Origin of the sequence: Mesorhizobium sp. CO1-1-7 (genome assembly GCF_020164885.1) — a bacterium.
Taxonomy (GTDB): domain Bacteria; phylum Pseudomonadota; class Alphaproteobacteria; order Rhizobiales; family Rhizobiaceae; genus Mesorhizobium; species Mesorhizobium australicum.
The window spans coordinates 119,786-138,505 of record NZ_JAIUHA010000008.1 but is presented as its reverse complement, the minus strand read 5'-3'; the positions used below and the strand labels follow the sequence as shown (position 1 = coordinate 138,505).

The following is an 18,720-nucleotide window of genomic DNA, read 5'->3' as shown; positions in this document are numbered from 1 at the left end:
CCAATCCGGCCAATTCAAGGAAGAAGCGGACCCCCTGTTAGCAACTTCCGATGCAAGCGTCGCTCTGTCCATATCGGCCCATGGCACTCGGCACGCTTGACGCAAACCGGCTTTTCATGTCGATACGCCGGCAAAGAGGCCCAAAGAAACAGCCGATGAACGCGCTACAGGCAAATCCCCCAGGCGAGACCCATGCCGCGCTGCTTGGCCGGCTGGGCAGCCGGTCCATCGTCTTTGTCGGGCTGATGGGCGCTGGCAAGACGGCGATCGGCCGCAAGGTGGCGACCATGCTTTCGCTGCCCTTCATCGACAGCGACCAGGAGATCGAAAGCGTATCGCGGATGACGGTTCCGGAGCTGTTCGAGCGCTATGGCGAAACCGAGTTCAGGGCCCTGGAACAGCGTGTCATCCTGCGCGTGCTGGAAAACGGCCCGCAGGTTCTGTCGACCGGCGGCGGTGCCTTCATGAACGCGCAGACGCGCGAGGCCATCGCCGCCCATGGCGTCTCGGTTTGGCTGAAGGCCGAGCTCGACCTTCTGATGGACCGCGTTTCCAAGAAGCAGAACCGGCCGCTCTTGAAAAGCGCCGATCCCCGCGCCGTGCTGGAGCGGCTGATGGCGGAACGCTATCCGGTCTATGCCACCTCTGACGTCACCGTGCCGACCCGCGACGATCGCAAGGAGGTCATCGCGGCCGAGGTGATCGAGGCGCTGTGCCGGCATTTCGGCATCGATGCGATAGCCGCGACGGGCGAGGTCGAATCATGAGCGCGGATCAGCCAGTCACAGTCGAAGTCGGTCTGGGCGACCGCGCCTACGACATAGTGATCGGCTCCGGCCTGCTGTCGCGCGCCGGCGCTGAGATTTCGCGCCGGTTGCCGGGCACGCGCGCCGCTGTGGTGACCGACGAGAACGTCGCCGCCGCGCATCTCGATACGCTGAGGGCCGGGCTCGAGAAGAGTGGCATCCAGCCCGCGATCATTACGATGCCGCCCGGCGAAAAGACCAAGAGCTTTGCCCATCTCGAGGCGGTGGTCGACGGCGTCCTGGCCGCCAGGCTGGAGCGCGGCGACATCGTCATCGCGCTTGGCGGCGGCGTCATCGGCGATCTCACCGGTTTTGCCGCCGGGATCGTGCGGCGTGGCATGAATTTCGTGCAGGTTCCGACATCGCTTCTGGCGCAGGTCGATTCCTCGGTCGGCGGCAAGACCGGCATCAACAGCCCGCGCGGCAAGAACCTCGTCGGCGTCTTCCTCCAGCCCAAGCTGGTGCTGGCCGATACCGAAGTGCTCGACACGCTGCCGATCCGCGAATTTCGCGCCGGCTATGCCGAGCTTGCCAAATACGGGCTGATCGACCGGCCGGATTTCTTCGCCTGGCTGGAAACGAATTGGGAAAAGGTGTTCGCCGGCGGACCGGAGCGGGTCGAGGCCATTGCCGAAGCCTGCCGTGCCAAGGCCGATGTCGTTGCCCGCGACGAGTTCGAGACCGGCGACCGCGCTCTGCTCAACCTCGGCCATACGTTCGGGCACGCGCTCGAAGCCGCCACGCAGTATGACGGGACGCGCCTCGTCCACGGCGAGGGGGTCGCCATCGGCATGGCGCTGGCGTACCGGTTCTCCTCTCGGCTCAATCTCGCCAGCCCCGACGACGCGGCCCGCGTCGAGGCGCATCTGCGTGCCGTCGGGCTGCCGTGGCGGATGGCCGACATTCCGGGCGACTTGCCCGATGCGGATGCGCTGCTTTCATTCATCACGCAGGACAAGAAAGTGTCGCGCGGCGCGCTGACCTTCATTCTGACGCGCGGCATCGGCGAGGCCTTCATCGCCAAGGATGTGCCGGCCTCGGAAGTGCTGGCGTTCCTCAGGGAAAACCATCCAGGCAACGGGAAAGCCGGCTGAGATGGACACTGGCTGGGTCGTCTTCGCCGTTCTTGCCATCCTCGTCATCCTGGTCGTTGCCGTGCGCACCCGCCTGCTTGCCATGTTCGGCTATGAACTGTCGCGCATCGAGCCGCAGCGGTCGAGCCAGGACGAGTTGCGCGGCGCGGTCGACGATTTTCGCCGCGACGGCCAGGTGGTGCGTGAGGATCGCGACCGCGTCGGCGGCCTGTTCGACCTCGAAGAGCTCGAAGTTTCCGACGTCATGGTCCACCGCACGAATATGCGCTCGGTCAATGCCGACAATGCGCCGGAAGCGGTGGTGCGCGAGATCCTGCAGAGCCCGCACACCCGCATGCCGCTTTGGAAAGGTTCACTCGACAACATCGTCGGCGTGCTGCACGCCAAGGATCTGCTGCGCGCGCTGAACGAAGTCGGCAATGATTTCTCGCGGATCGACGTGATGAAGATCGCGTCAAAACCGTGGTTCGTGCCCGACACCACGACTTTGCAGGAACAGCTCAACGCCTTCTTGCGCCGCAAGACGCATTTTGCCGTCGTCGTCGATGAATATGGTGAGGTCGAAGGGCTGGTGACGCTGGAGGACATTATCGAGGAGATTGTCGGCGAGATCGCCGACGAGCACGATGTCGACATCCAGGGCGTCAAGCAGGAGGCGGACGGCTCCGTCGTCGTCGAAGGCACGGTGCCGATCCGCGACCTCAACCGGGCGCTCGACTGGAACCTGCCGGACGAAGAGGCGACGACCATCGCCGGCCTCGTCATCCACGAGGCGCAATCGATCCCCGAGGAGAAGCAGGCTTTTACCTTCCACGGCAAGCGCTTCGTCGTCATGAAACGCGACAAGAACCGGATTGCCAGGGTCAGGATCCGGCCGGCCGGCGACAGTTAAAGCGTTTCAGTGTTGGTAGGATCTCCGAGCCGCTCTAACTCTTTGTTCTTACGCAATTCCAGACGGGAAACCGCTGCGCACTTTTCCTGGAATTGCCATCGAGCCGTCGCCTTGCCAATCCTTCGTTGGAACTCCCGCCCGCCGGGATGCATTCTTCGCCGATGACGATCGATCGGCGAACCTTGCTCCTGGCCTCGGTGGCTGCCTTGTTGCCAACCGGCACGAGAGCGGCGCGAGATACGCCATCCGCCGAAACTGTCGACTACGGTCCGGCCAAGCTCGATATCTATGCGCCCGATGGCGCGAAAGACCTGCCAGTGGTCTTCTTCGTCCATGGCGGCGCCTGGCGGACCGGCAAACGCAGCCAGGTGAACGCCAAGCCGGCCTTCCTGCTTGCCAACGGCTTCTGCTTCGTCTCCATCGACTACCGCATGCTGCCGCAGGCTGATGTCGCCACCCAGGCGGGCGACGTGGAAAAGGCCTATGCGTATGTCAGGACCAACATCGCCCAACATGGTGGCGATCCCAACCGCATCGTCGGCATGGGGCATTCGGCCGGCTGCCATCTGATCGCCCTGACCGGCATGCGCGGCGGATTGCCCGGCGTCGCTGGCCTGCTTCTCGACGATACAAGGGCTTACGATCTCGCCGCCCTTGCCGGAAGTGGCGGCATGGTGCGGGCCTATTCGCGTGTCTTTTCCGATCCTTCGCAGTGGGCGGCACTGTCACCGGCGAGCTATGTCGATGGCCGCAAGCATCCGCCGACCTTCATCGCCTATTCCCGCGCCGACGGTCGCGGCAAGCAGTCCACGGCCTTTGCCGAGCGCCTGCGCGCCAGCGGCACCGAGGTGACGCTGTTCGACGGCACCGCCTATACGCACATGTCGATCAACCGCGATTTCGGCGAGGACGGCGACGCGCTGACCGCTGCCGCGCTGGCGTTCCTGAAATCGACGGTCGGTTGAGCGCACCGGCTGTCCGTGGCGTGTTCCACTCGTTGTGCCTGGCAGCCGCCGATGCCGCCGGGCGGAAATTCAAAAGTCGTTGCTTGACCGTTCGCTGAGCGTCGCACCGGTTTCGGCGTCGACCGAAGCGAGGCTGACCTCATAGCCCCAGAGGCTTCGGACATGGCGCAGGGTCGCGTCGCGGCTGCCACTGTCGAGCAGTACGCCCTCCTTCACCTTGTGCTGCAGCCGCAAATGCCGGTTACCGAGCAGGTCGACATCCACCACCTGGATATCCGGCCGGCTCGCGCCGATGTCGTAGCTCTGGGCCAGCGCGGCACGTATCTTTTGGTAGCCGCGCTCATTGTGGATCGAGGCCACCTCGTAATGTGCGTCGTCGGCCTGATCGGCGAGGACAAACATCCGCCATTTCCGTATCAGGGCTGGGCTGAGGTGCTGGCGGATGAAGGATTCGTCGCGGTGGTTGGCCCAGGCGTCCAGGAGCACATCGCGCCAGTCACCGCGGCCCGCGATGTCGGGAAACCAGTCGCGGTCCTCCGCCGTCGGCGCGGTCGAAATGCGTTGTATGTCCTGCATCATGTCGAGGCCGAGCGCGTATGGGTTGATACCGGAGAACCGGGGGTCGTCGAAGGCCGGCTGGAAGATCACATTGGAATGGTTGCGCAGGACCTCGAGCATGGCGCCCTCGCTGATCTGGCCGCGGTCGAACAATGCGTTCATGAGGGTGTAGTGCACGAAGGTGGCGCAGCCTTCGTTCATCACCTGCGTTTGCCGCTGCGGATAGAAATACTGCGCGACGATACGCACGATGCGGATGATCTCGCGCTGCCAGGGCTCCAGGACAAGGCTGTTCTTCTCGAGGAAATAGAGCAGATTTTCCTCGGGCAGGTTGAGCGATTTCTTCCGCTCCGCCAAGCCTTCGTCCTTCTTCTCGGTCTTGCTGCTGTCCTGCGAGGGAGGCAGCGTGCGCCACAAGTCGTTGTAGGAGCGTTCTTCATATTCCAGGCGCTCGCGCAGCCCTTCACGCTGCCGCTCCGACGACAGCTTTGGCGGCCTGTGATATCGGAACACGCCTTGTTCCATCAGCGCGTGGGCGCAGTCGAGAATGCTTTCCACGGCCGACAGTCCGTGCCGCTCCTCGCATCGGGCAATGTAGCCCTTGGCGAACTCCAGATAGCTCAGAATCCCCCCGGCGTCGGTCCACTGCCGGAACAGATGATTGTTCTTGAAGAAATGATTGTGTCCGAGCGCAGCATGCGCCGTCACCAGGGCCTGCAAGGCCATGGTGTTTTCCTCCATCAGATAGACGATGCAGGGATTGGAGTTGATGACCAGTTCGTAAGCCAGGCCCCGTCCACCCTTGCGATAGAGAAAATCCTGGTACAGGAAATGCTTGCCGAACGACCAATGACGATACATCAGCGGCATGCCGACCGATGAATAGGCGTCGAGCATCTGTTGCGAGGAAATGATTTCCATCTGCACCGGGTAGGTGTCCAGCTTGAGTTCCTCGATGGCGATTGCCGCAATCGCGTCGTAGGCGTGCGACAATTTCTGGAAGTCCCAGTCGGATCCGGAAAAGAGCAAACCCGGTTTGCTGGCTGTCCTGGCCATGGTTTCCCCTCAGGCGCTCTTCCGGAGCGCGGGCTGTTTGGCGAAGAGCTGACGAAAGACAGGATAGATATCGGCGGCCGTGGCTATGCGGCTCATCTGGAAGTTCGGCCAGTTCGATTCGATGGCGCTGTAGGCTCGCCAGAGCGACGTCCCGTTTTCAGTCGCGCCGAAGATGTGACTCTCGCGTTCGTCGATGATCTCGACATAGGCGAAATACTGGCACAGGCGCATGAGCTTGCCGTTCAGCAGGGCGATGCAGCGCTCGGAATCGGTGGCGAAATTGTCGCCGTCCGAGGCCTGGGCGGCGTAGATGTTCCACTCGCTCGCGGGGTAACGCTGCTCGATGACGCGATGCATCTCCTCGAGCGCGGTGGAAACGACGGTGCCACCGCTTTGCGTGCAGTAGAAGAAGGTTTCCTCATCCACCTCCTGCGCCTCGTGCGTGTGGCGGATGAAGACGATTTCGGTGCGTTCATAACGTCGCTTCAGGAATAGGTGCAGCAGCACGAAGAAGCGCTTGGCCAGGTCCTTCTCGCGCTCGCCCATCGAGCCCGACACATCCATCAGGCAGAACATGACCGCTTTCGCATTCGGCACCGGGCGCTGGTCGAAGCGGTTGAACCGGATGTCGACCGGGTCGACGAAGGCAATCCGCCGGCGCCGGCGCTCCAGCCGCTCGATCTCTTCTTTGAGCGCCACGACGCGCTCGCGCGTTTGAGCATCAGGCGGAGCGGCCTCCAGCAAGGCGAGTTCCTGCATGATCGCGTCGACCGCCGCTTGCTTGGGGCGCCTGAGCGCAATGCGGCGGCCGTGGCTGTTGCGCATCGTGCGGCCGACATTGATATTGGTTGGCGAACCGGTGGCGGCGAAACCCGCCCGGCGCGGCTTGAAGGCAAGGATCTCCTTGAGGTTGAGCTTGACCAGGTCGGGCAGTTCGAGATCCTCGAAAAAGAGATCCAGCACCTCCTCGCGCGAAAGCACGAACCGGAAGTCGTCCTCGGACGCGGTTTTTCCCGGTGACGAACCGCCCATGCCTCCGCCCTGGCCGGGCTTGGGGATCAGGTCGCCTTGGGAGAATTGCCTGTTGCCCGGCAGGATGTGCCGGCGCCGGCCGGTGTCCCTGGCGTCGTTGAAGGTCGGCTCGCCAGTGCCTCTTTCGGGCATCGGCACGACGTGCTCCGCGTCCACGTCGGCGATCCGCCCAGCGCGGATCTGGTCGCGAATGCTGCGCTTGAGCTCCTCGCGGGCACGCCTGAGAAAGCGCTGGCGGTTGCCAAGGCTTTTGTCCTTCGGATTCAGGCGGCGGTCGATAAAGATCGGCATGCAACCATTCGGACTGCGCTCAGCCCGCCTTGTTCACCCGCATGTACCAATCGACCAGCCGGCGCACCTGCCGTTCCGTATAGCCGCGCTCCACCATCCGCTGGACGAATTCATTGTGCCGCTTTTCGGTGACGCTATCCTGCTTGGAGCCGAAGCTGATCACGGGCAGGAGGTCCTCGACCTGGCCGAACATGCGCTTTTCGATGACCTCGCGCAGCTTCTCGTAGCTCGTCCATGAAGGGTTGCGGCCATGGTTGCGTGCCCGGGCACGCAGCGTGAACTTCACCACCTCGTTGCGGAAGTCCTTCGGATTGGCGATGCCTGCCGGCTTTTCGACCTGCGACAGTTCGTTGTCCAACACCTCGCGGTTGAGGATCTGGCCGGTGTCCGGGTCCTTGTAGTCCTGGTCCTCGATCCAGGCATCGGCATAGGCGATGTAGCGGTCGAACAGGTTCTGGCCATATTCGCTATAGGATTCCAGATAGGCCTTCTGGATCTCATGGCCGATGAACTCGGCGTAACGGGCGGCCAGCTCCGACTTGATGAATTCGAGATAGGCGGCTTCCGTCTCCTTCGGAAACTGCTCCCGTTTGATCGCCTCTTCCAGGATATACATAAGATGCACGGGGTCCGCCGCGACCTCGTTGGTATCGTAATTGAACGTCTGCGACAGGATCTTGAAGGCGAAGCGCGTGCTGACGCCGGTCATGCCTTCGTCGACGCCGGCGGCGTCGCGATATTCCTGGACTGACTTCGCCCTCGGGTCGACTTCCTTGAGGTTCTCACCATCATAGGCGCGCATTTTGGTGTGCAGCGGCGAATTGTCGTGCTCGGCAAGGCGGGTCGAGACGCTGAACCGGCTGAGGATGTCCAACACCTCGGGCGCGCAAGGGCTGGCGGCCAATTCACTCTCGCGCAGCAGCTTCTCGTAGATTTGCCTCTCTTCGGTGATGCGCAGGCAATACGGCACCTTGACCACGAGGATGCGATCGAGAAACGCCTCATTGTTCTTGTTGTTCTTGAACTGTTGCCACTCGGATTCGTTGGAATGGGCAACGATGATGCCCTGGTAGGGAAAGGCACCAAAATTCTCGGTGCCGTTGTAACTGCCTTCCTGGGTCGCCGTCAGCAATGGATGCAGCACCTTGATGGGCGCCTTGAACATCTCGACGAATTCGAGCAGGCCTTGCGTCGTTCGGTTCAGCCCGCCGCTGTAGGAATAGGCGTCAGGGTCGGACTGGCTGAAATTTTCCAATTGCCTGATGTCGACCTTGCCAACCAGGGCCGAGACGTCCTGGTTGTTCTCGTCGCCAGGCTCGGTCTTGGCGATGGCGATCTGGCGCAGCCGCGACGGCATCAATTTGACGACGCTGAATTTGGAAATGTCGCCGGACAGTTCGTCGAGGCGCTTGGCCGCCCATGGTGAGATAAGTCCGTTCAGGCGGCGCCGGGCTATCCCGTATTTGTCCTCCAGGAGATCGCTCATGCGATCGGGATGGAACAGGCCAAGCGGCGATTCGAAAACCGGACTGATCTGGTTGCCGACCTTCAGCGTGTAGATGGGGCGCTCCTCCATCAATTTCTTCAACCGTTCGGCCAAGGAGGATTTGCCGCCCCCGACCGGACCCAGGAGGTAGAGGATCTGCTTGCGTTCCTCGAGGCCCTGGGAGGCATAGCGGAAATACCCGGCGATGCGCTCGATCGTATCTTCCATCCCGTAAAAGTCGGAGAAGGAGGGATATATCTTGACGGTCCGGTTCGAGAAAATACGGCCTAGCCGCTCGTCCTTGCTGGTGTCGACCAGGTTTGGCTCGCCGATCGCCTCGACCATTCGTTCCGGCGCCGAGGCATACATCGATTTGTCCTCGCGGCAGGCGAGCAGATATTGCTGGAGACTTATCTCTTCCTGGGCGGCGTTCGCATAAATTTCCGAAAAGAGATGGAAGACGTCGGATTGGTTCTCACGCATGATCGTTGCCTTCGGAGCCATTCTGATGGGGCTCGCATATTCAACTGCGGGAAGGCATTGTTTGTTCCGTCGCTCCGGCCCGAATGGCCGTCCATCAACCGCGATTTCGGCGGAGATGACGGCAATGCGCCGAACGCCGCCGCGCCAGCGTTCCTGAAATCGACGGTCGCCTGATCCTGCCGACCGTCGCTCGCCCATCCGTGGCTGGATCATGCCAAAAACGGCGGCGGGATATTGCCGTGCCGATATCCGCGGGTGCAATTGCTCTTCGTGAATGGGAGAAAATTCGCATGAATGGCGCCGATGTTCTGTGCGACGTGCTGTTGGCCAATGACGTGAACGTCTGCTTCGCCAATCCCGGCACATCCGAAATGCATTTTGTCGCGGCCCTCGACCGCAAGCCGTCGATGCGCTGCGTGCTCGGCCTGTTCGAGGGGGTGGTGACGGGTGCGGCCGACGGCTATGCGCGCATGACCGATCGTCCCGCCGCGACGCTGCTGCACACCGGCCCGGGCCTCGCCAATGGGCTGGCCAACATGCACAATGCAAGGCGCGCCTTCAGCCCGATGATCAACATCGTCGGGGACCATGCCTCCTACCATCTGCCGCTCGACGCGCCGCTCACCAGCGATATCGAGGGGCTGGCGGCGCCGATGTCGAAGTGGGTGCGCCGCATCGGAGGGCCCGCCGATGTCCAACCGGCCACGGAGGCGGCCTTTCGCGCCTCGCTGACACCGCCGGGTGTCACCACGCTGATCCTGCCGGCGGACGCGGCCTGGGGCGACGCCGACGCGGTTTCGCCCGGCACGGTGGAACTCGCATCGCCGCCAGCCATCGACATCGACGCCGTGCGAGCGGTGGCTACCGCGATCCGTGCCGCTCCCGGGCGCGCCGGCATGATCGTTCGGGGACGGGCGGCGCGGGCCGATGCCCTCGAGATCGCCGGCCAGATTTCAGCGGCATGCGAGGTCAGGCTGTTCAGCGAGGTTTTGATCGCGCGCATGCAGCGCGGGCGCGGGCGTGTCGCGCCGACGCGCATTCCCTATCCGGTCGACGCGGCGACGGCAGCGCTCAGGGATATCGATGTCCTTGTGCTGGTCGGCGGCAAGGAGCCGGTCGCCTTCTTCGCCTATCCGGGAAAACCGGGAAGGCTTGTCCGTGACGATTGCCAGGTGCTGACGCTCGCCGCCCATGGTCAGGATCTGCATGCGGCACTGGAGGCGCTTGGCGACGAACTGGGCGTCAGGCAATCGCAGCCGGCGTTGGTTGCAAGCGCCTTTCCCGAGGAAGCAACGCCAACCGGCAGCTTGACGGAAGATGCCATTGCACTCTCGGTGGCCAAAAAGCTGCCGGGCGACGCGATCGTCTGCGACGAGGCCGTCACCTCGGCGCGACGTTTCTTCGCGCTGTCGGCCTTTGCCGCGCCGCACGACTACATGATGGGCACGGGCGGGTCGATCGGCGGCGGCATTCCGCTGGCGACAGGCGCGGCGATCGCCTGTCCCGGCCGCAAGGTGATCAATCTGGAGGCCGACGGCAGCGGCATGTACACGGTGCAGGGCCTGTGGACGCAGGCGCGGGAAAATCTCGACGTGGTGACGATCGTCTTTTCCAACCGCACTTATGCGATCCTGCATGGCGAGATGCGCAATGTCGGGGTGAACGCGATCGGCGAAAATGCCAGGCGCATGCTCGACCTCGACCATCCGGCGCTGGACTGGGTTTCGCTGGCCAAAGGCATGGGCGTGGAGGCGGCGCGTGCCGACACCTGCGAGCGGTTCGACGCGCTGCTCGATGCCGCCTTGTCGCGGCCCGGGCCATTCCTGATCGAAGCGATAATCTGAGCAGCGCGAGACGAGCTACAGGACCAGCTCCGGGATTTGGCTTACCAGCGGGTCTGTTCGCCGGGCGCCGCGGGCTCGATAGCCAGCGCGTGAACGCCCGCCTTCAACTCGTCGGCCAGCAGTTCGTTGACGGCGCGGTGGCGCTCAACGCGGCTCATGCCAACGAAATTCGCCGAGACGATGCGGACCCGGAAATGTGTCTCGCCGGTACCATCGAACTCAGCGTGGTGACCGGATTCCACATGATGATGGCCGGCGTGGAGATGGCTTTCGTTGAGGATGACCAGCCGCTCGGGCGAAAATGCCTTGTTGAGCTTGTCTTCCATGGTCGCTTGTATGGACATCGTCTTCTCCCTTCACCACATATGGTCGGCGCGCCGCCATGAAAACCCGAAACAGGTTTCGCCGGGCCGCTGGTGCGCAACAAAATCGGTCATCCGCCTGCTTTAAGCCGCGATTCAGCGGTTAGGGCGATCATCGCGAAAATGTCAATTCTTGTTTCGCATCTGCGAACGCCCCATAAATGGGTGAGATGAAGCCGTATCCCAAATATTTCGAGAAGATTCGCGTCCGCCCCGACAAGGACGCGGAGGTGAAGGCGCACGCGCCGATCTGCCAGTGGGATGGCTGCAAGGAGGCGGGCACGCATCGCGCGCCGGTCGGCCGCATGAAGGAGGGCGAGTATTTCCGCTTCTGCTTCGACCATGTGCGTGAGTACAACAAGGGCTTCAACTACTTCTCCGGCGTGCCGGACACCGAGGTGGCGCGCTTCCAGAAGGAAGCGATGACCGGCCACCGGCCGACCTGGAAAATGGGCGTCAACGGCGCCTCGACGCGTTCCTCGCCCGACATGGCGCAGATGCGCTCCGGCCGCGCAGGCTATTACAACCGCATGCGCGACCCATTCGACCTGTTCAAGGGACCGAAGGATCCGCGCGAGGCGCGTGAGCGCAAGGCCAAGCCACTTGAGGCCAAGGCGCTGGAAACGCTTGGCCTTGATACAAAGGCGACTGGCAAGGACATCAAGGCGCGCTATAAGGAACTGGTGAAGCGTCACCATCCGGATGCGAATGGCGGCGACAGAGGTTCGGAAGACCGGTTCCGCGATGTGCTTCAGGCCTATCGCGTGCTCAAACAGGCGGGCCTGTGCTGAGCGACCCTATGGTTCGTGTCGTTTTCCAACTTTCATAAGGTTGGAAAAGGCTCTAAGACCGCCCCCGAACAAAATGGATTGCCGGCGAAACGCGACGTTTCGCCCGTGGAGACGTTGAGAGATATGAACAAGGTCGATCGCGACATCGCCAACCTGCCCGACGCGACGGTGTCGGTGAAGGAGAAATTCGGCTTCGAGTCCAAGATGGTGGTGCCAGCGTACTCGGTCACCAGCGAGCATGTGCCCGATGTCGATCCCGACTATCTGTTCGACAAGGCGACGACCTTGGCGATCCTCGCCGGCTTTGCCTACAACCGCCGCGTCATGGTGTCGGGCTATCACGGCACCGGCAAGTCGACCCATATCGAACAGGTCGCCGCCCGCCTCAACTGGCCTTGCGTGCGTGTCAATCTCGACAGCCATGTCAGCCGTATCGATCTCGTCGGCAAGGACGCGATCGTGGTCAAGGACGGCCTGCAGATCACCGAATTTCGCGACGGCATCCTGCCCTGGGCCTACCAGCACAATGTCGCGCTTTGCTTCGACGAGTATGACGCCGGCCGTCCGGACGTGATGTTCGTCATCCAGCGCGTGCTGGAATCGTCCGGCCGCCTGACGCTGCTCGACCAGAGCCGGGTCATCCGCCCGCATCCGGCGTTCCGGCTGTTTTCGACCGCAAATACGGTTGGTCTGGGCGACACCACCGGCCTTTATCACGGCACCCAGCAGATCAACCAGGCGCAGATGGACCGCTGGTCGATCGTTACCACGTTGAACTATCTGCCGCACGACAATGAAGTGAACATCGTGCTGGCCAAGGCCAAGCATTATCGCGACACCAAGGGCAAGGACATCGTCAACAAGATGGTGCGCGTCGCCGACATGACGCGCTCGGCCTTCATCAATGGCGACCTGTCGACGGTGATGAGCCCGCGTACCGTCATCACCTGGGCCGAGAATGCCGAGATCTTCGGCGATGTCGGCATGGCGTTCCGGCTGACCTTCCTCAACAAGTGCGACGAGCTGGAGCGTTCGGTGGTTGCCGAGTTCTACCAGCGCGCCTTCGGCCAGGATCTGCCCGAGAGCGCGGCCAATGTGGTGCTGGGCTAAGCAGAGCCTCGATGGCGGGTCCGGGCGACAATACGCGCAACAAGTCCAAGACGGGGTCTGAAGCCGACAGCTTCAAGCGCGCCGTCACCGTCTGCATGCGCGCCATTGCCGGCGACAAGGAAATGGAAGTCGGCTTCGCCAAGGACAGGCCGGCGCTGGCGGGCAGCCGTGCGCGGCTGCCCGAACTGCCCAAGAAGGCATCGAAGTCCGACATCGCGATTACCCGCGGGCTCGGCGATTCCATGGCGTTGAAGCGCGCCTGCCATGATGTGCGCATCCACAGCAGACTGGCGCCGGAAGGCAAGGCCGCCCGTGCCATCTACGACGCGGTCGAACAGGCCCGCGTGGAGGCGATCGGCAGCCGCGCCATGCAGGGCGTCGCCGACAATATCGGCTCGATGCTGGAGGACAAATACACCAAGGCCAACCTCGTCGACGTCAAGGACAAGGCCGACGCGCCCATCGAGGAGGCGCTGGCGCTGATGGTGCGCGAAAAGCTGACCGGCCGGCCGGTGCCGAAGAGCGGCGAGCGGCTGGTCGAACTCTGGCGGCCCTGGGTCGAGGAGAAGGCCAAGGCCGACCTCGACGGCCTGTCGGAAAAGCTCGAGGACCAGCAGGCCTTCGCCCGCGTCGTGCGCGAGATGCTTGCCTCCATGGAAATGGCCGAGGAACTCGGGGACGACCAGGAGACCGAAGATTCCGAGGACAATGACGACAACCAGCCGCAAGGCGAGGAACAGAGCGAGGAGGGCGGCGAAGACGATTCCGGCTCCGAGCAGTCCCAGTCCGAGGACGCCGAGGCATCGGCCGACGACGAGCAGGCGGCCGAGACCGAAGCCTCCGATGCCACCGCCGACGATCTGTCCGATGATGACGATGCCGATGCCGAGACGCCCGGCGAGGCTAGGCGCAACGACAATCCCTTTACCAATCTGCCGAAGGAAATCGACTACAAGGTTTACACGTCAGCTTTCGACGAGACGGTCGGCGCGGAGGAGCTCTGCGAAGAGGAAGAACTCGACCGGCTGCGCGCTTTCCTCGACAAGCAACTTGCCAATCTGTCGGGCGTGGTCGGACGGCTCGCCAACCGGCTGCAGCGCCGGCTGATGGCGCAGCAGAACCGGTCCTGGGATTTCGACCTGGAAGAGGGCTATCTCGACCCGGCGCGGCTGGTGCGCGTCGTCATCGATCCGATGCAGCCGTTGTCGTTCAAGCAGGAGCGCGACACCAAGTTCCGCGACACGGTGGTGACGCTGGTGCTCGACAATTCCGGCTCGATGCGTGGCCGGCCGATCACGGTCGCCGCCACCTGTGCCGACATTCTGGCGCGCACACTGGAGCGCTGCGGCGTCTCGGTCGAGATCCTCGGCTTCACCACGCGGGCCTGGAAGGGCGGACAAGCGCGCGAGAAGTGGCTGAAGGACGGCAAGCCGCCGAACCCCGGCCGCCTCAACGATCTGCGTCATATCATCTACAAATCCGCCGATCATCCATGGCGGCGGGCACGCCGCAACCTTGGCCTGATGATGCGTGAAGGCCTGCTCAAGGAGAATATCGACGGCGAGGCGCTGCTGTGGGCCCACAACCGGCTGATTGCCCGGCCCGAACAGCGCAAGATCCTGATGATGATCTCGGACGGCGCGCCGGTCGACGATTCCACGCTGTCGGTCAATCCGGGCAATTATCTCGAGCGGCATCTGCGCGCCGTCATCGAATTGATCGAGACGCGCTCACCGGTCGAGCTGCTGGCCATCGGCATAGGCCATGACGTCACGCGCTACTACAGGCGCGCCGTCACCATCGTCGATGCCGAGGAACTGGCCGGCGCCATGACCGAGCAACTGGCTTCGCTGTTTGCCGAGGAAAGCGCGAAGGATACGCGTCGCGGCGGCATGCGGCGCGCCGGATGATCTTTTCGCGAGGCGGGTTTAGGCAAACGCTTTTCGCCGCCATCGTCCTGCTCGCCGGTGTGGCTCCGGCAGGTTCGGCCGGCTCGGCTCCAGTCGAACCTGTCGCCGTCTCGGCACGCCCGATCACCGAATTCCACATTGGCCGCGCCGACAAGCAATTCGGTCCGCTCGAATTCGTCGGTGGGCTGGAAATGACCTCGCCATCGCGCGATTTCGGCGCGTTGTCGGCCTTTCGGTTTCTGAAAGCCGGCAGCGATTTCATCGGTGTTGCCGACACCGGTTACTGGTTCTTCGGCTCGGTGGCCCGCGACGCCGACAGGCGCCCCCTCGGCATCCAGAATTTTCGCATGCAGCAGATGGCCAACCAGAGCGGGCAGCCGATCGACGAAAAATGGGAAGTCGACGCCGAAGGCCTCGCGGTCAAGGACGGTATTGCCACTGTCGGTTTCGAGCGCAACCACCGCGTCTCCCAGTTCAAGATCGACCCGGACAACATGAAGGCGCCATTCAGGCAGCTGGATTTCCTGGTGCCGGCGTGGGAGTTGCGGCAGAACCGCGGCTTCGAGACAGTCACCCATTCAAATGCCAATGGCCAGCATGAAGGCGGCCTAGTCGTGGTCTCGGAGAAGAGCCTCGACAAATCAGGCAACATCTACGCCGCCATTATCGAAGGCCCGCATAGGGGCGTCTTCACTGTCAAGCGCAACGACGATTTCGACATCACCGACGGCGCCTTCCTGCCGGATGGCGACCTCTTGCTGCTGGAGCGCAGTTTCACGATGGCGGGGGGCCTCAAGATGCGGCTGCGGCGCATTTATGGAGAGAGCGTCGAGAAGGGCGCGGTCGCCGACGGGCCGGTGCTGCTGCAAGCCGACATGGGCTACCAGATCGACAATATGGAAGGGCTCGATGTCTGGAGCCGGGATGACGGCGCGTTGATGGTGTCGCTGATCTCCGACGACAACCACTCGATCCTGCAGCGCAATCTCTATCTGGAATTCATTCTGCACCAGGATTGAGGGGCAGCCCCTTCGCGACGCTCATTGGCGATGTTTTTATGCGTCGGCCATTTCCGAGAATCCTGCCCTGACAAGCCAAGGGTTGCGCGGGGCTCCAGAAGTCCAGATAGATCCAAACACTGCTGCTGACGGCTCTGGTCAGGACCGCGAGCTGTTGGTGGCGATCCAGATGACATGGCGCGCACCGCGTTTGCCGTTGGCGCGCGTGTTGACTTCCTCGACAGCGAAACCTGCCTGTTTCAACCGCCGCGTGAAGCCGGCATCCGGCCCTTGCGACCATACGGCCAGGACTCCACCCGGTCTTAGGGCGGTGCGTGCGGCGGCGAGGCCAGCCACGCTGTAGAGCGCGTCATTGCCCTTGTGGACGATGCCTTCGGGGCCATTGTCGACGTCGAGCAGGATCGCGTCCCAGGCAATGGGTGCGGACCGTACGAGCTGACCGACATCGGTTTCGTGGATGGTGACGCGGGGATCATCGAGCGAGCCGGCAAAAATCTCGGCCATCGGGCCGCGCGCCCAGGCGACGACAGCCGGCACCAGCTCCGCGACGACGATCTCGGCATTGTCGCCCAATTCGGCGAGGGCAGCGCGCAGCGTAAAACCCATGCCGAGCCCGCCGATCAGGATTCTCGACCGACGATGACCCGCAATCCGCTGGCAGGACAGTGTTGCCAGCGCTTCCTCGGAGCCGCTCAGCCGGCTGTTCATCAGCTCGTTGGTACCAAGCATGATCGAGAATTCAGAACCGCGCTGTTTCAGCCGCAGTTCCTGCCGGCCATCAGGCGTTTTCGCGGAGTCCAGCTGGATCCAGGGGATCACGGCTAGGCCGCGGCAACGGCCGGCTGGCTCCAGCGGGCGGCGAGCAGCCGGTAAGGGATCAGAGCCACGACAGCGATGATCAGTTTCACGCTGAGGTCGCCGAGCGCCCAGGACACCCAGCGCATGGCGTCGACATGAAACACGCCCATCAATGGGGCGCTCTCCAGCGCAAAACCGTCGCTTGGGCCGACGAAGGCAAAGGCGGCTGAAAAGGCGACGCCGAAGAACACGAGGGTGTCGAACACCGATCCGACCAGCGTGCCGACGATCGGCGCCCGCCACCAGCTCTGCCGGCGCAAACGGTTGAACGCGGTCACATCGAGCAATTGCGCGGACAGGAACGCCGCTCCGGAAGCCGCCGCGATGCGCACCAGCCGGTCGGCTGATGTCTCGAATTCGATCAGGCCATGGCGGAACAGGAAGGGCGGGACGAGGATCGAGCAGACCACCGCCGTCATGAAGCCGACAAAGACGATCCGGCGCGCCACGGCAGGCCCGTAACGGCGGTTGGCGAGGTCCGTGACCAGGAAAGAGAAGGGATAGGTGAAAGCGCCCCAGGTCAAAACGTCGGCGAGCGACAGGCCGCCGATGTTTCCCTGCATGGGAAACTGCACGAGGATGTTCGATGCCACGACGACAAGCGCCATGGCAGCCACGAAAGGCAGGTACCGCGAGAAAGAAGACATTTTTTTATCCTGGGTAATGGAACCAGCGGAGCATCATGCCGAGGCAGCGCTCGCTTCGTAATTGAGCATCGGAGTGTCGGCCTTGCGGAACTATCCGATGCTCAGCGGCCAGCAAGGAGGCTGGCCAGGCGGTCGTCCCCCGCCTTTATCTGGATGTTACGCAGCGACCTGCTCGGCAAGCTTCTTGGCGATCTGCTTCTTCAAGAGACGCGCGCGCTGCGACAGTTCCTTGACGTCGGCCTTGGCCAGGAAGGCATCGAGGCCGCCGCGATGTTCGACCGAACGCAGCGCGTTGGCCGAGATGCGCAGGCGTACATTCTGGTTCAGTGCTTCCGAAATGAGCGTCACATTGACGAGGTTCGGCAGGAAGCGACGCTTGGTCTTGTTGTTGGCGTGGCTCACATTGTTGCCGGTCTGGACTGCCTTGGCAGTGAGTTCGCAGGTGCGGGACATGGTTCTAACCTTCAGTTCTCTCGGGGCCTGCCAAACCTTTGTACCCGCGCCGGGTGGCGCGCGGTTCTGGTCTGGCGGCCTTATGGAAAAGTTGGCGTTCCATAGTTGCATTTCACCCGGGCGTCAAGCTCCGGCTTCCGCACGGAAGCGCCCGGCTTTTCATATTAAGGCCGGATTTCACCGTATAAGCGGTCTCATAGGGACACGCCAGACCGGAGTCGCCCGCCTCCGGCCGAAACCAAGGATCCGATCCCGCCATGCCTCGTTCGTCTCACGCGCTTGTTGCCGCGCTTGTCATCGCCTTGCCGACCGCTGCGTCCGCTGCCTCGCCGCAGTCGTTCAAGGGCGAATACACGGTGTCGTTCCTTGGTCTCTCGATCGCCAGATCGACCTTTTCCAGCCATTATGAGAACGGTGCCTACGCGATCGAAGGCAGTGTCTCGGCGGCGGGTCTGGCCAAGCTGTTCGACGACACGCGGGGCACGATCTCGTCAAAAGGCACGATTTCGGGGCAGAAAATGGTGCCGCAGGCGTTTCGGGCCGACTACACTTCCGGCAAGAAGGCGTCTTCGATCGACATTCGCTTTAGCAATGGCAACGTGACCTCGACGCGGGTGATCCCCGCTCCGGGCAAGCGCGATCCCAAGGCCTGGGTGCCGCTCGGCGCCGGCGACCTGGCATCGGTGCTCGATCCGATGGCGGCGACCGTCATCCATGCCGACAGCCTCGACCAGGTCTGTGGCCGCAAGGTCAAGTTCTACGATGGCGAGATGCGCGCCGACCTGACGCTGACCTACGCCTCGAAAGGAACGATCTCGGTGCCGGGCTACAAGGGCGACACCGTCACCTGCCAGATGGGTTTCGAGCCGGTGGCGGGTTATCGCAAGGGCCGCAAGGCGCTCAATTATCTCAAGAACAAAAGCCGCATGATGGTGACGTTTGCACCGCTCGGCCAAACCGGCGTATATGCGCCGATCCACGCCACGGTCGGAACGCAGATCGGCACCTTGACCATCAGCGCCAGACGGTTCGAAGCGGTACAATAAGGCACGCCACCGGAGAC

General features: G+C 62.9%; 17 protein-coding genes. 10 read left to right on the top strand and 7 right to left on the bottom strand.

Translation table 11 applies throughout. The features are described 5' to 3' along the window. Nucleotides 1–155: 155 nt before the first annotated feature. The 4 genes from LB516_RS18905 to LB516_RS18890 all read left to right on the top strand — a co-directional run bounded on the left by LB516_RS18905 (nucleotide 156) and on the right by LB516_RS18890 (nucleotide 3,757). Complete coding sequence (locus tag LB516_RS18905) at nucleotides 156–767, top strand: shikimate kinase (RefSeq protein WP_140823989.1); 612 nt, start codon at nucleotides 156–158, stop codon at nucleotides 765–767. Then, nucleotides 764–1,900: a 3-dehydroquinate synthase gene (gene aroB, locus LB516_RS18900; RefSeq protein ID WP_224720175.1), complete on the top strand. Its 1,137-nt coding sequence runs from the start codon at nucleotides 764–766 to the stop codon at nucleotides 1,898–1,900. The genes LB516_RS18905 and aroB overlap by 4 nt, the downstream gene beginning before the upstream one ends. 1 nt (nucleotide 1,901) lies before the next feature. Then, nucleotides 1,902–2,792, top strand: coding sequence for an HlyC/CorC family transporter (locus LB516_RS18895; protein ID WP_141906886.1), 891 nt, complete (start codon nucleotides 1,902–1,904; stop codon nucleotides 2,790–2,792). A 161-nt stretch (nucleotides 2,793–2,953) separates the two neighbouring features. Further along, nucleotides 2,954–3,757 (top strand): alpha/beta hydrolase, encoded by an 804-nt coding sequence (locus LB516_RS18890; RefSeq protein ID WP_015315499.1) that lies wholly within the window; start codon nucleotides 2,954–2,956, stop codon nucleotides 3,755–3,757. Between the two features lie 69 nt (nucleotides 3,758–3,826). Here the strand turns inward: LB516_RS18890 and LB516_RS18885 are convergent, their stop codons facing one another. Genes LB516_RS18885 through LB516_RS18875 form a run of 3 tightly spaced genes read right to left on the bottom strand, consistent with a single transcriptional unit; the run spans nucleotide 3,827 to nucleotide 8,663 of the window. Beyond that, nucleotides 3,827–5,371 carry a SpoVR family protein gene (locus LB516_RS18885; RefSeq protein WP_140712827.1) on the bottom strand — a complete coding sequence of 515 codons (1,545 nt, stop codon included), beginning with the start codon at nucleotides 5,369–5,371 and terminating at the stop codon, nucleotides 3,827–3,829. A 9-nt stretch (nucleotides 5,372–5,380) separates the two neighbouring features. Beyond that, a complete protein-coding gene (locus LB516_RS18880; RefSeq protein WP_015315501.1) occupies nucleotides 5,381–6,694 on the bottom strand; it encodes a YeaH/YhbH family protein in 1,314 nt (437 codons plus the stop codon). A gap of 19 nt (nucleotides 6,695–6,713) precedes the next feature. After that, nucleotides 6,714–8,663 (bottom strand): PrkA family serine protein kinase, encoded by a 1,950-nt coding sequence (locus LB516_RS18875; protein WP_140720200.1) that lies wholly within the window; start codon nucleotides 8,661–8,663, stop codon nucleotides 6,714–6,716. A gap of 290 nt (nucleotides 8,664–8,953) precedes the next feature. Between LB516_RS18875 and LB516_RS18870 the strand changes: the two genes are divergently transcribed. Next, a complete protein-coding gene (locus LB516_RS18870) occupies nucleotides 8,954–10,507 on the top strand; it encodes an acetolactate synthase large subunit (RefSeq protein ID WP_224720174.1) in 1,554 nt (517 codons plus the stop codon). A 41-nt stretch (nucleotides 10,508–10,548) separates the two neighbouring features. On the opposite strand, the gene LB516_RS18865 is transcribed toward LB516_RS18870, so the two are convergent. Beyond that, nucleotides 10,549–10,851, bottom strand: coding sequence for a BolA family protein (locus tag LB516_RS18865; protein WP_015315504.1), 303 nt, complete (start codon nucleotides 10,849–10,851; stop codon nucleotides 10,549–10,551). Nucleotides 10,852–11,030: 179 nt separating this feature from the next. Here LB516_RS18865 and LB516_RS18860 point away from each other — a divergent pair, with 179 nt between their 5' ends. From LB516_RS18860 to LB516_RS18845, 4 genes are all read left to right on the top strand, one after another. Beyond that, on the top strand, nucleotides 11,031–11,660 hold the full coding sequence (locus LB516_RS18860; RefSeq protein ID WP_032922426.1) for a J domain-containing protein: 630 nt from the start codon (nucleotides 11,031–11,033) through the stop codon (nucleotides 11,658–11,660). 123 nt (nucleotides 11,661–11,783) lie between these two features. Then, nucleotides 11,784–12,770 (top strand): cobaltochelatase subunit CobS, encoded by a 987-nt coding sequence (cobS, locus tag LB516_RS18855; protein WP_140616804.1) that lies wholly within the window; start codon nucleotides 11,784–11,786, stop codon nucleotides 12,768–12,770. Between the two features lie 11 nt (nucleotides 12,771–12,781). Further along, nucleotides 12,782–14,680, top strand: coding sequence for a cobaltochelatase subunit CobT (cobT, locus tag LB516_RS18850; protein ID WP_140616805.1), 1,899 nt, complete (start codon nucleotides 12,782–12,784; stop codon nucleotides 14,678–14,680). Further along, nucleotides 14,677–15,699: an esterase-like activity of phytase family protein gene (locus LB516_RS18845; protein ID WP_224684023.1), complete on the top strand. Its 1,023-nt coding sequence runs from the start codon at nucleotides 14,677–14,679 to the stop codon at nucleotides 15,697–15,699. The genes cobT and LB516_RS18845 overlap by 4 nt, the downstream gene beginning before the upstream one ends. A gap of 138 nt (nucleotides 15,700–15,837) precedes the next feature. Here LB516_RS18845 and LB516_RS18840 read toward each other — a convergent pair whose 3' ends face one another. The 3 genes from LB516_RS18840 to rpmB all read right to left on the bottom strand — a co-directional run bounded on the left by LB516_RS18840 (nucleotide 15,838) and on the right by rpmB (nucleotide 17,657). After that, on the bottom strand, nucleotides 15,838–16,518 hold the full coding sequence (locus LB516_RS18840) for a spermidine synthase (RefSeq protein WP_224720173.1): 681 nt from the start codon (nucleotides 16,516–16,518) through the stop codon (nucleotides 15,838–15,840). A 2-nt stretch (nucleotides 16,519–16,520) separates the two neighbouring features. After that, nucleotides 16,521–17,204, bottom strand: a complete 684-nt coding sequence (locus tag LB516_RS18835; protein ID WP_224720172.1) for a queuosine precursor transporter — start codon at nucleotides 17,202–17,204, stop codon at nucleotides 16,521–16,523. Nucleotides 17,205–17,360: 156 nt separating this feature from the next. Beyond that, complete coding sequence (gene rpmB, locus LB516_RS18830; RefSeq protein WP_010911765.1) at nucleotides 17,361–17,657, bottom strand: 50S ribosomal protein L28; 297 nt, start codon at nucleotides 17,655–17,657, stop codon at nucleotides 17,361–17,363. A gap of 257 nt (nucleotides 17,658–17,914) precedes the next feature. On the opposite strand from rpmB, the gene LB516_RS18825 reads away from it, so the two are divergent. Continuing rightward, nucleotides 17,915–18,703 (top strand): DUF3108 domain-containing protein, encoded by a 789-nt coding sequence (locus LB516_RS18825; RefSeq protein WP_015315511.1) that lies wholly within the window; start codon nucleotides 17,915–17,917, stop codon nucleotides 18,701–18,703. Nucleotides 18,704–18,720: the final 17 nt, after the last annotated feature.

What these genes read in the sequence shown, in the direction of transcription:
- LB516_RS18905 (WP_140823989.1), top strand. Translation starts at nt 156, where the DNA reads ATGAACGCGCTACAGGCAAATCCCCCAGGCGAGACCCATGCCGCGCTG.
- aroB (WP_224720175.1), top strand. Translation starts at nt 764, where the DNA reads ATGAGCGCGGATCAGCCAGTCACAGTCGAAGTCGGTCTGGGCGACCGC.
- LB516_RS18895 (WP_141906886.1), top strand. Translation starts at nt 1,902, where the DNA reads ATGGACACTGGCTGGGTCGTCTTCGCCGTTCTTGCCATCCTCGTCATC.
- LB516_RS18890 (WP_015315499.1), top strand. Translation starts at nt 2,954, where the DNA reads ATGACGATCGATCGGCGAACCTTGCTCCTGGCCTCGGTGGCTGCCTTG.
- LB516_RS18885 (WP_140712827.1), bottom strand. Translation starts at nt 5,371, where the DNA reads ATGGCCAGGACAGCCAGCAAACCGGGTTTGCTCTTTTCCGGATCCGAC.
- LB516_RS18880 (WP_015315501.1), bottom strand. Translation starts at nt 6,694, where the DNA reads ATGCCGATCTTTATCGACCGCCGCCTGAATCCGAAGGACAAAAGCCTT.
- LB516_RS18875 (WP_140720200.1), bottom strand. Translation starts at nt 8,663, where the DNA reads ATGCGTGAGAACCAATCCGACGTCTTCCATCTCTTTTCGGAAATTTAT.
- LB516_RS18870 (WP_224720174.1), top strand. Translation starts at nt 8,954, where the DNA reads ATGAATGGCGCCGATGTTCTGTGCGACGTGCTGTTGGCCAATGACGTG.
- LB516_RS18865 (WP_015315504.1), bottom strand. Translation starts at nt 10,851, where the DNA reads ATGTCCATACAAGCGACCATGGAAGACAAGCTCAACAAGGCATTTTCG.
- LB516_RS18860 (WP_032922426.1), top strand. Translation starts at nt 11,031, where the DNA reads ATGGGTGAGATGAAGCCGTATCCCAAATATTTCGAGAAGATTCGCGTC.
- cobS (WP_140616804.1), top strand. Translation starts at nt 11,784, where the DNA reads ATGAACAAGGTCGATCGCGACATCGCCAACCTGCCCGACGCGACGGTG.
- cobT (WP_140616805.1), top strand. Translation starts at nt 12,782, where the DNA reads ATGGCGGGTCCGGGCGACAATACGCGCAACAAGTCCAAGACGGGGTCT.
- LB516_RS18845 (WP_224684023.1), top strand. Translation starts at nt 14,677, where the DNA reads ATGATCTTTTCGCGAGGCGGGTTTAGGCAAACGCTTTTCGCCGCCATC.
- LB516_RS18835 (WP_224720172.1), bottom strand. Translation starts at nt 17,204, where the DNA reads ATGTCTTCTTTCTCGCGGTACCTGCCTTTCGTGGCTGCCATGGCGCTT.
- rpmB (WP_010911765.1), bottom strand. Translation starts at nt 17,657, where the DNA reads ATGTCCCGCACCTGCGAACTCACTGCCAAGGCAGTCCAGACCGGCAAC.
- LB516_RS18825 (WP_015315511.1), top strand. Translation starts at nt 17,915, where the DNA reads ATGCCTCGTTCGTCTCACGCGCTTGTTGCCGCGCTTGTCATCGCCTTG.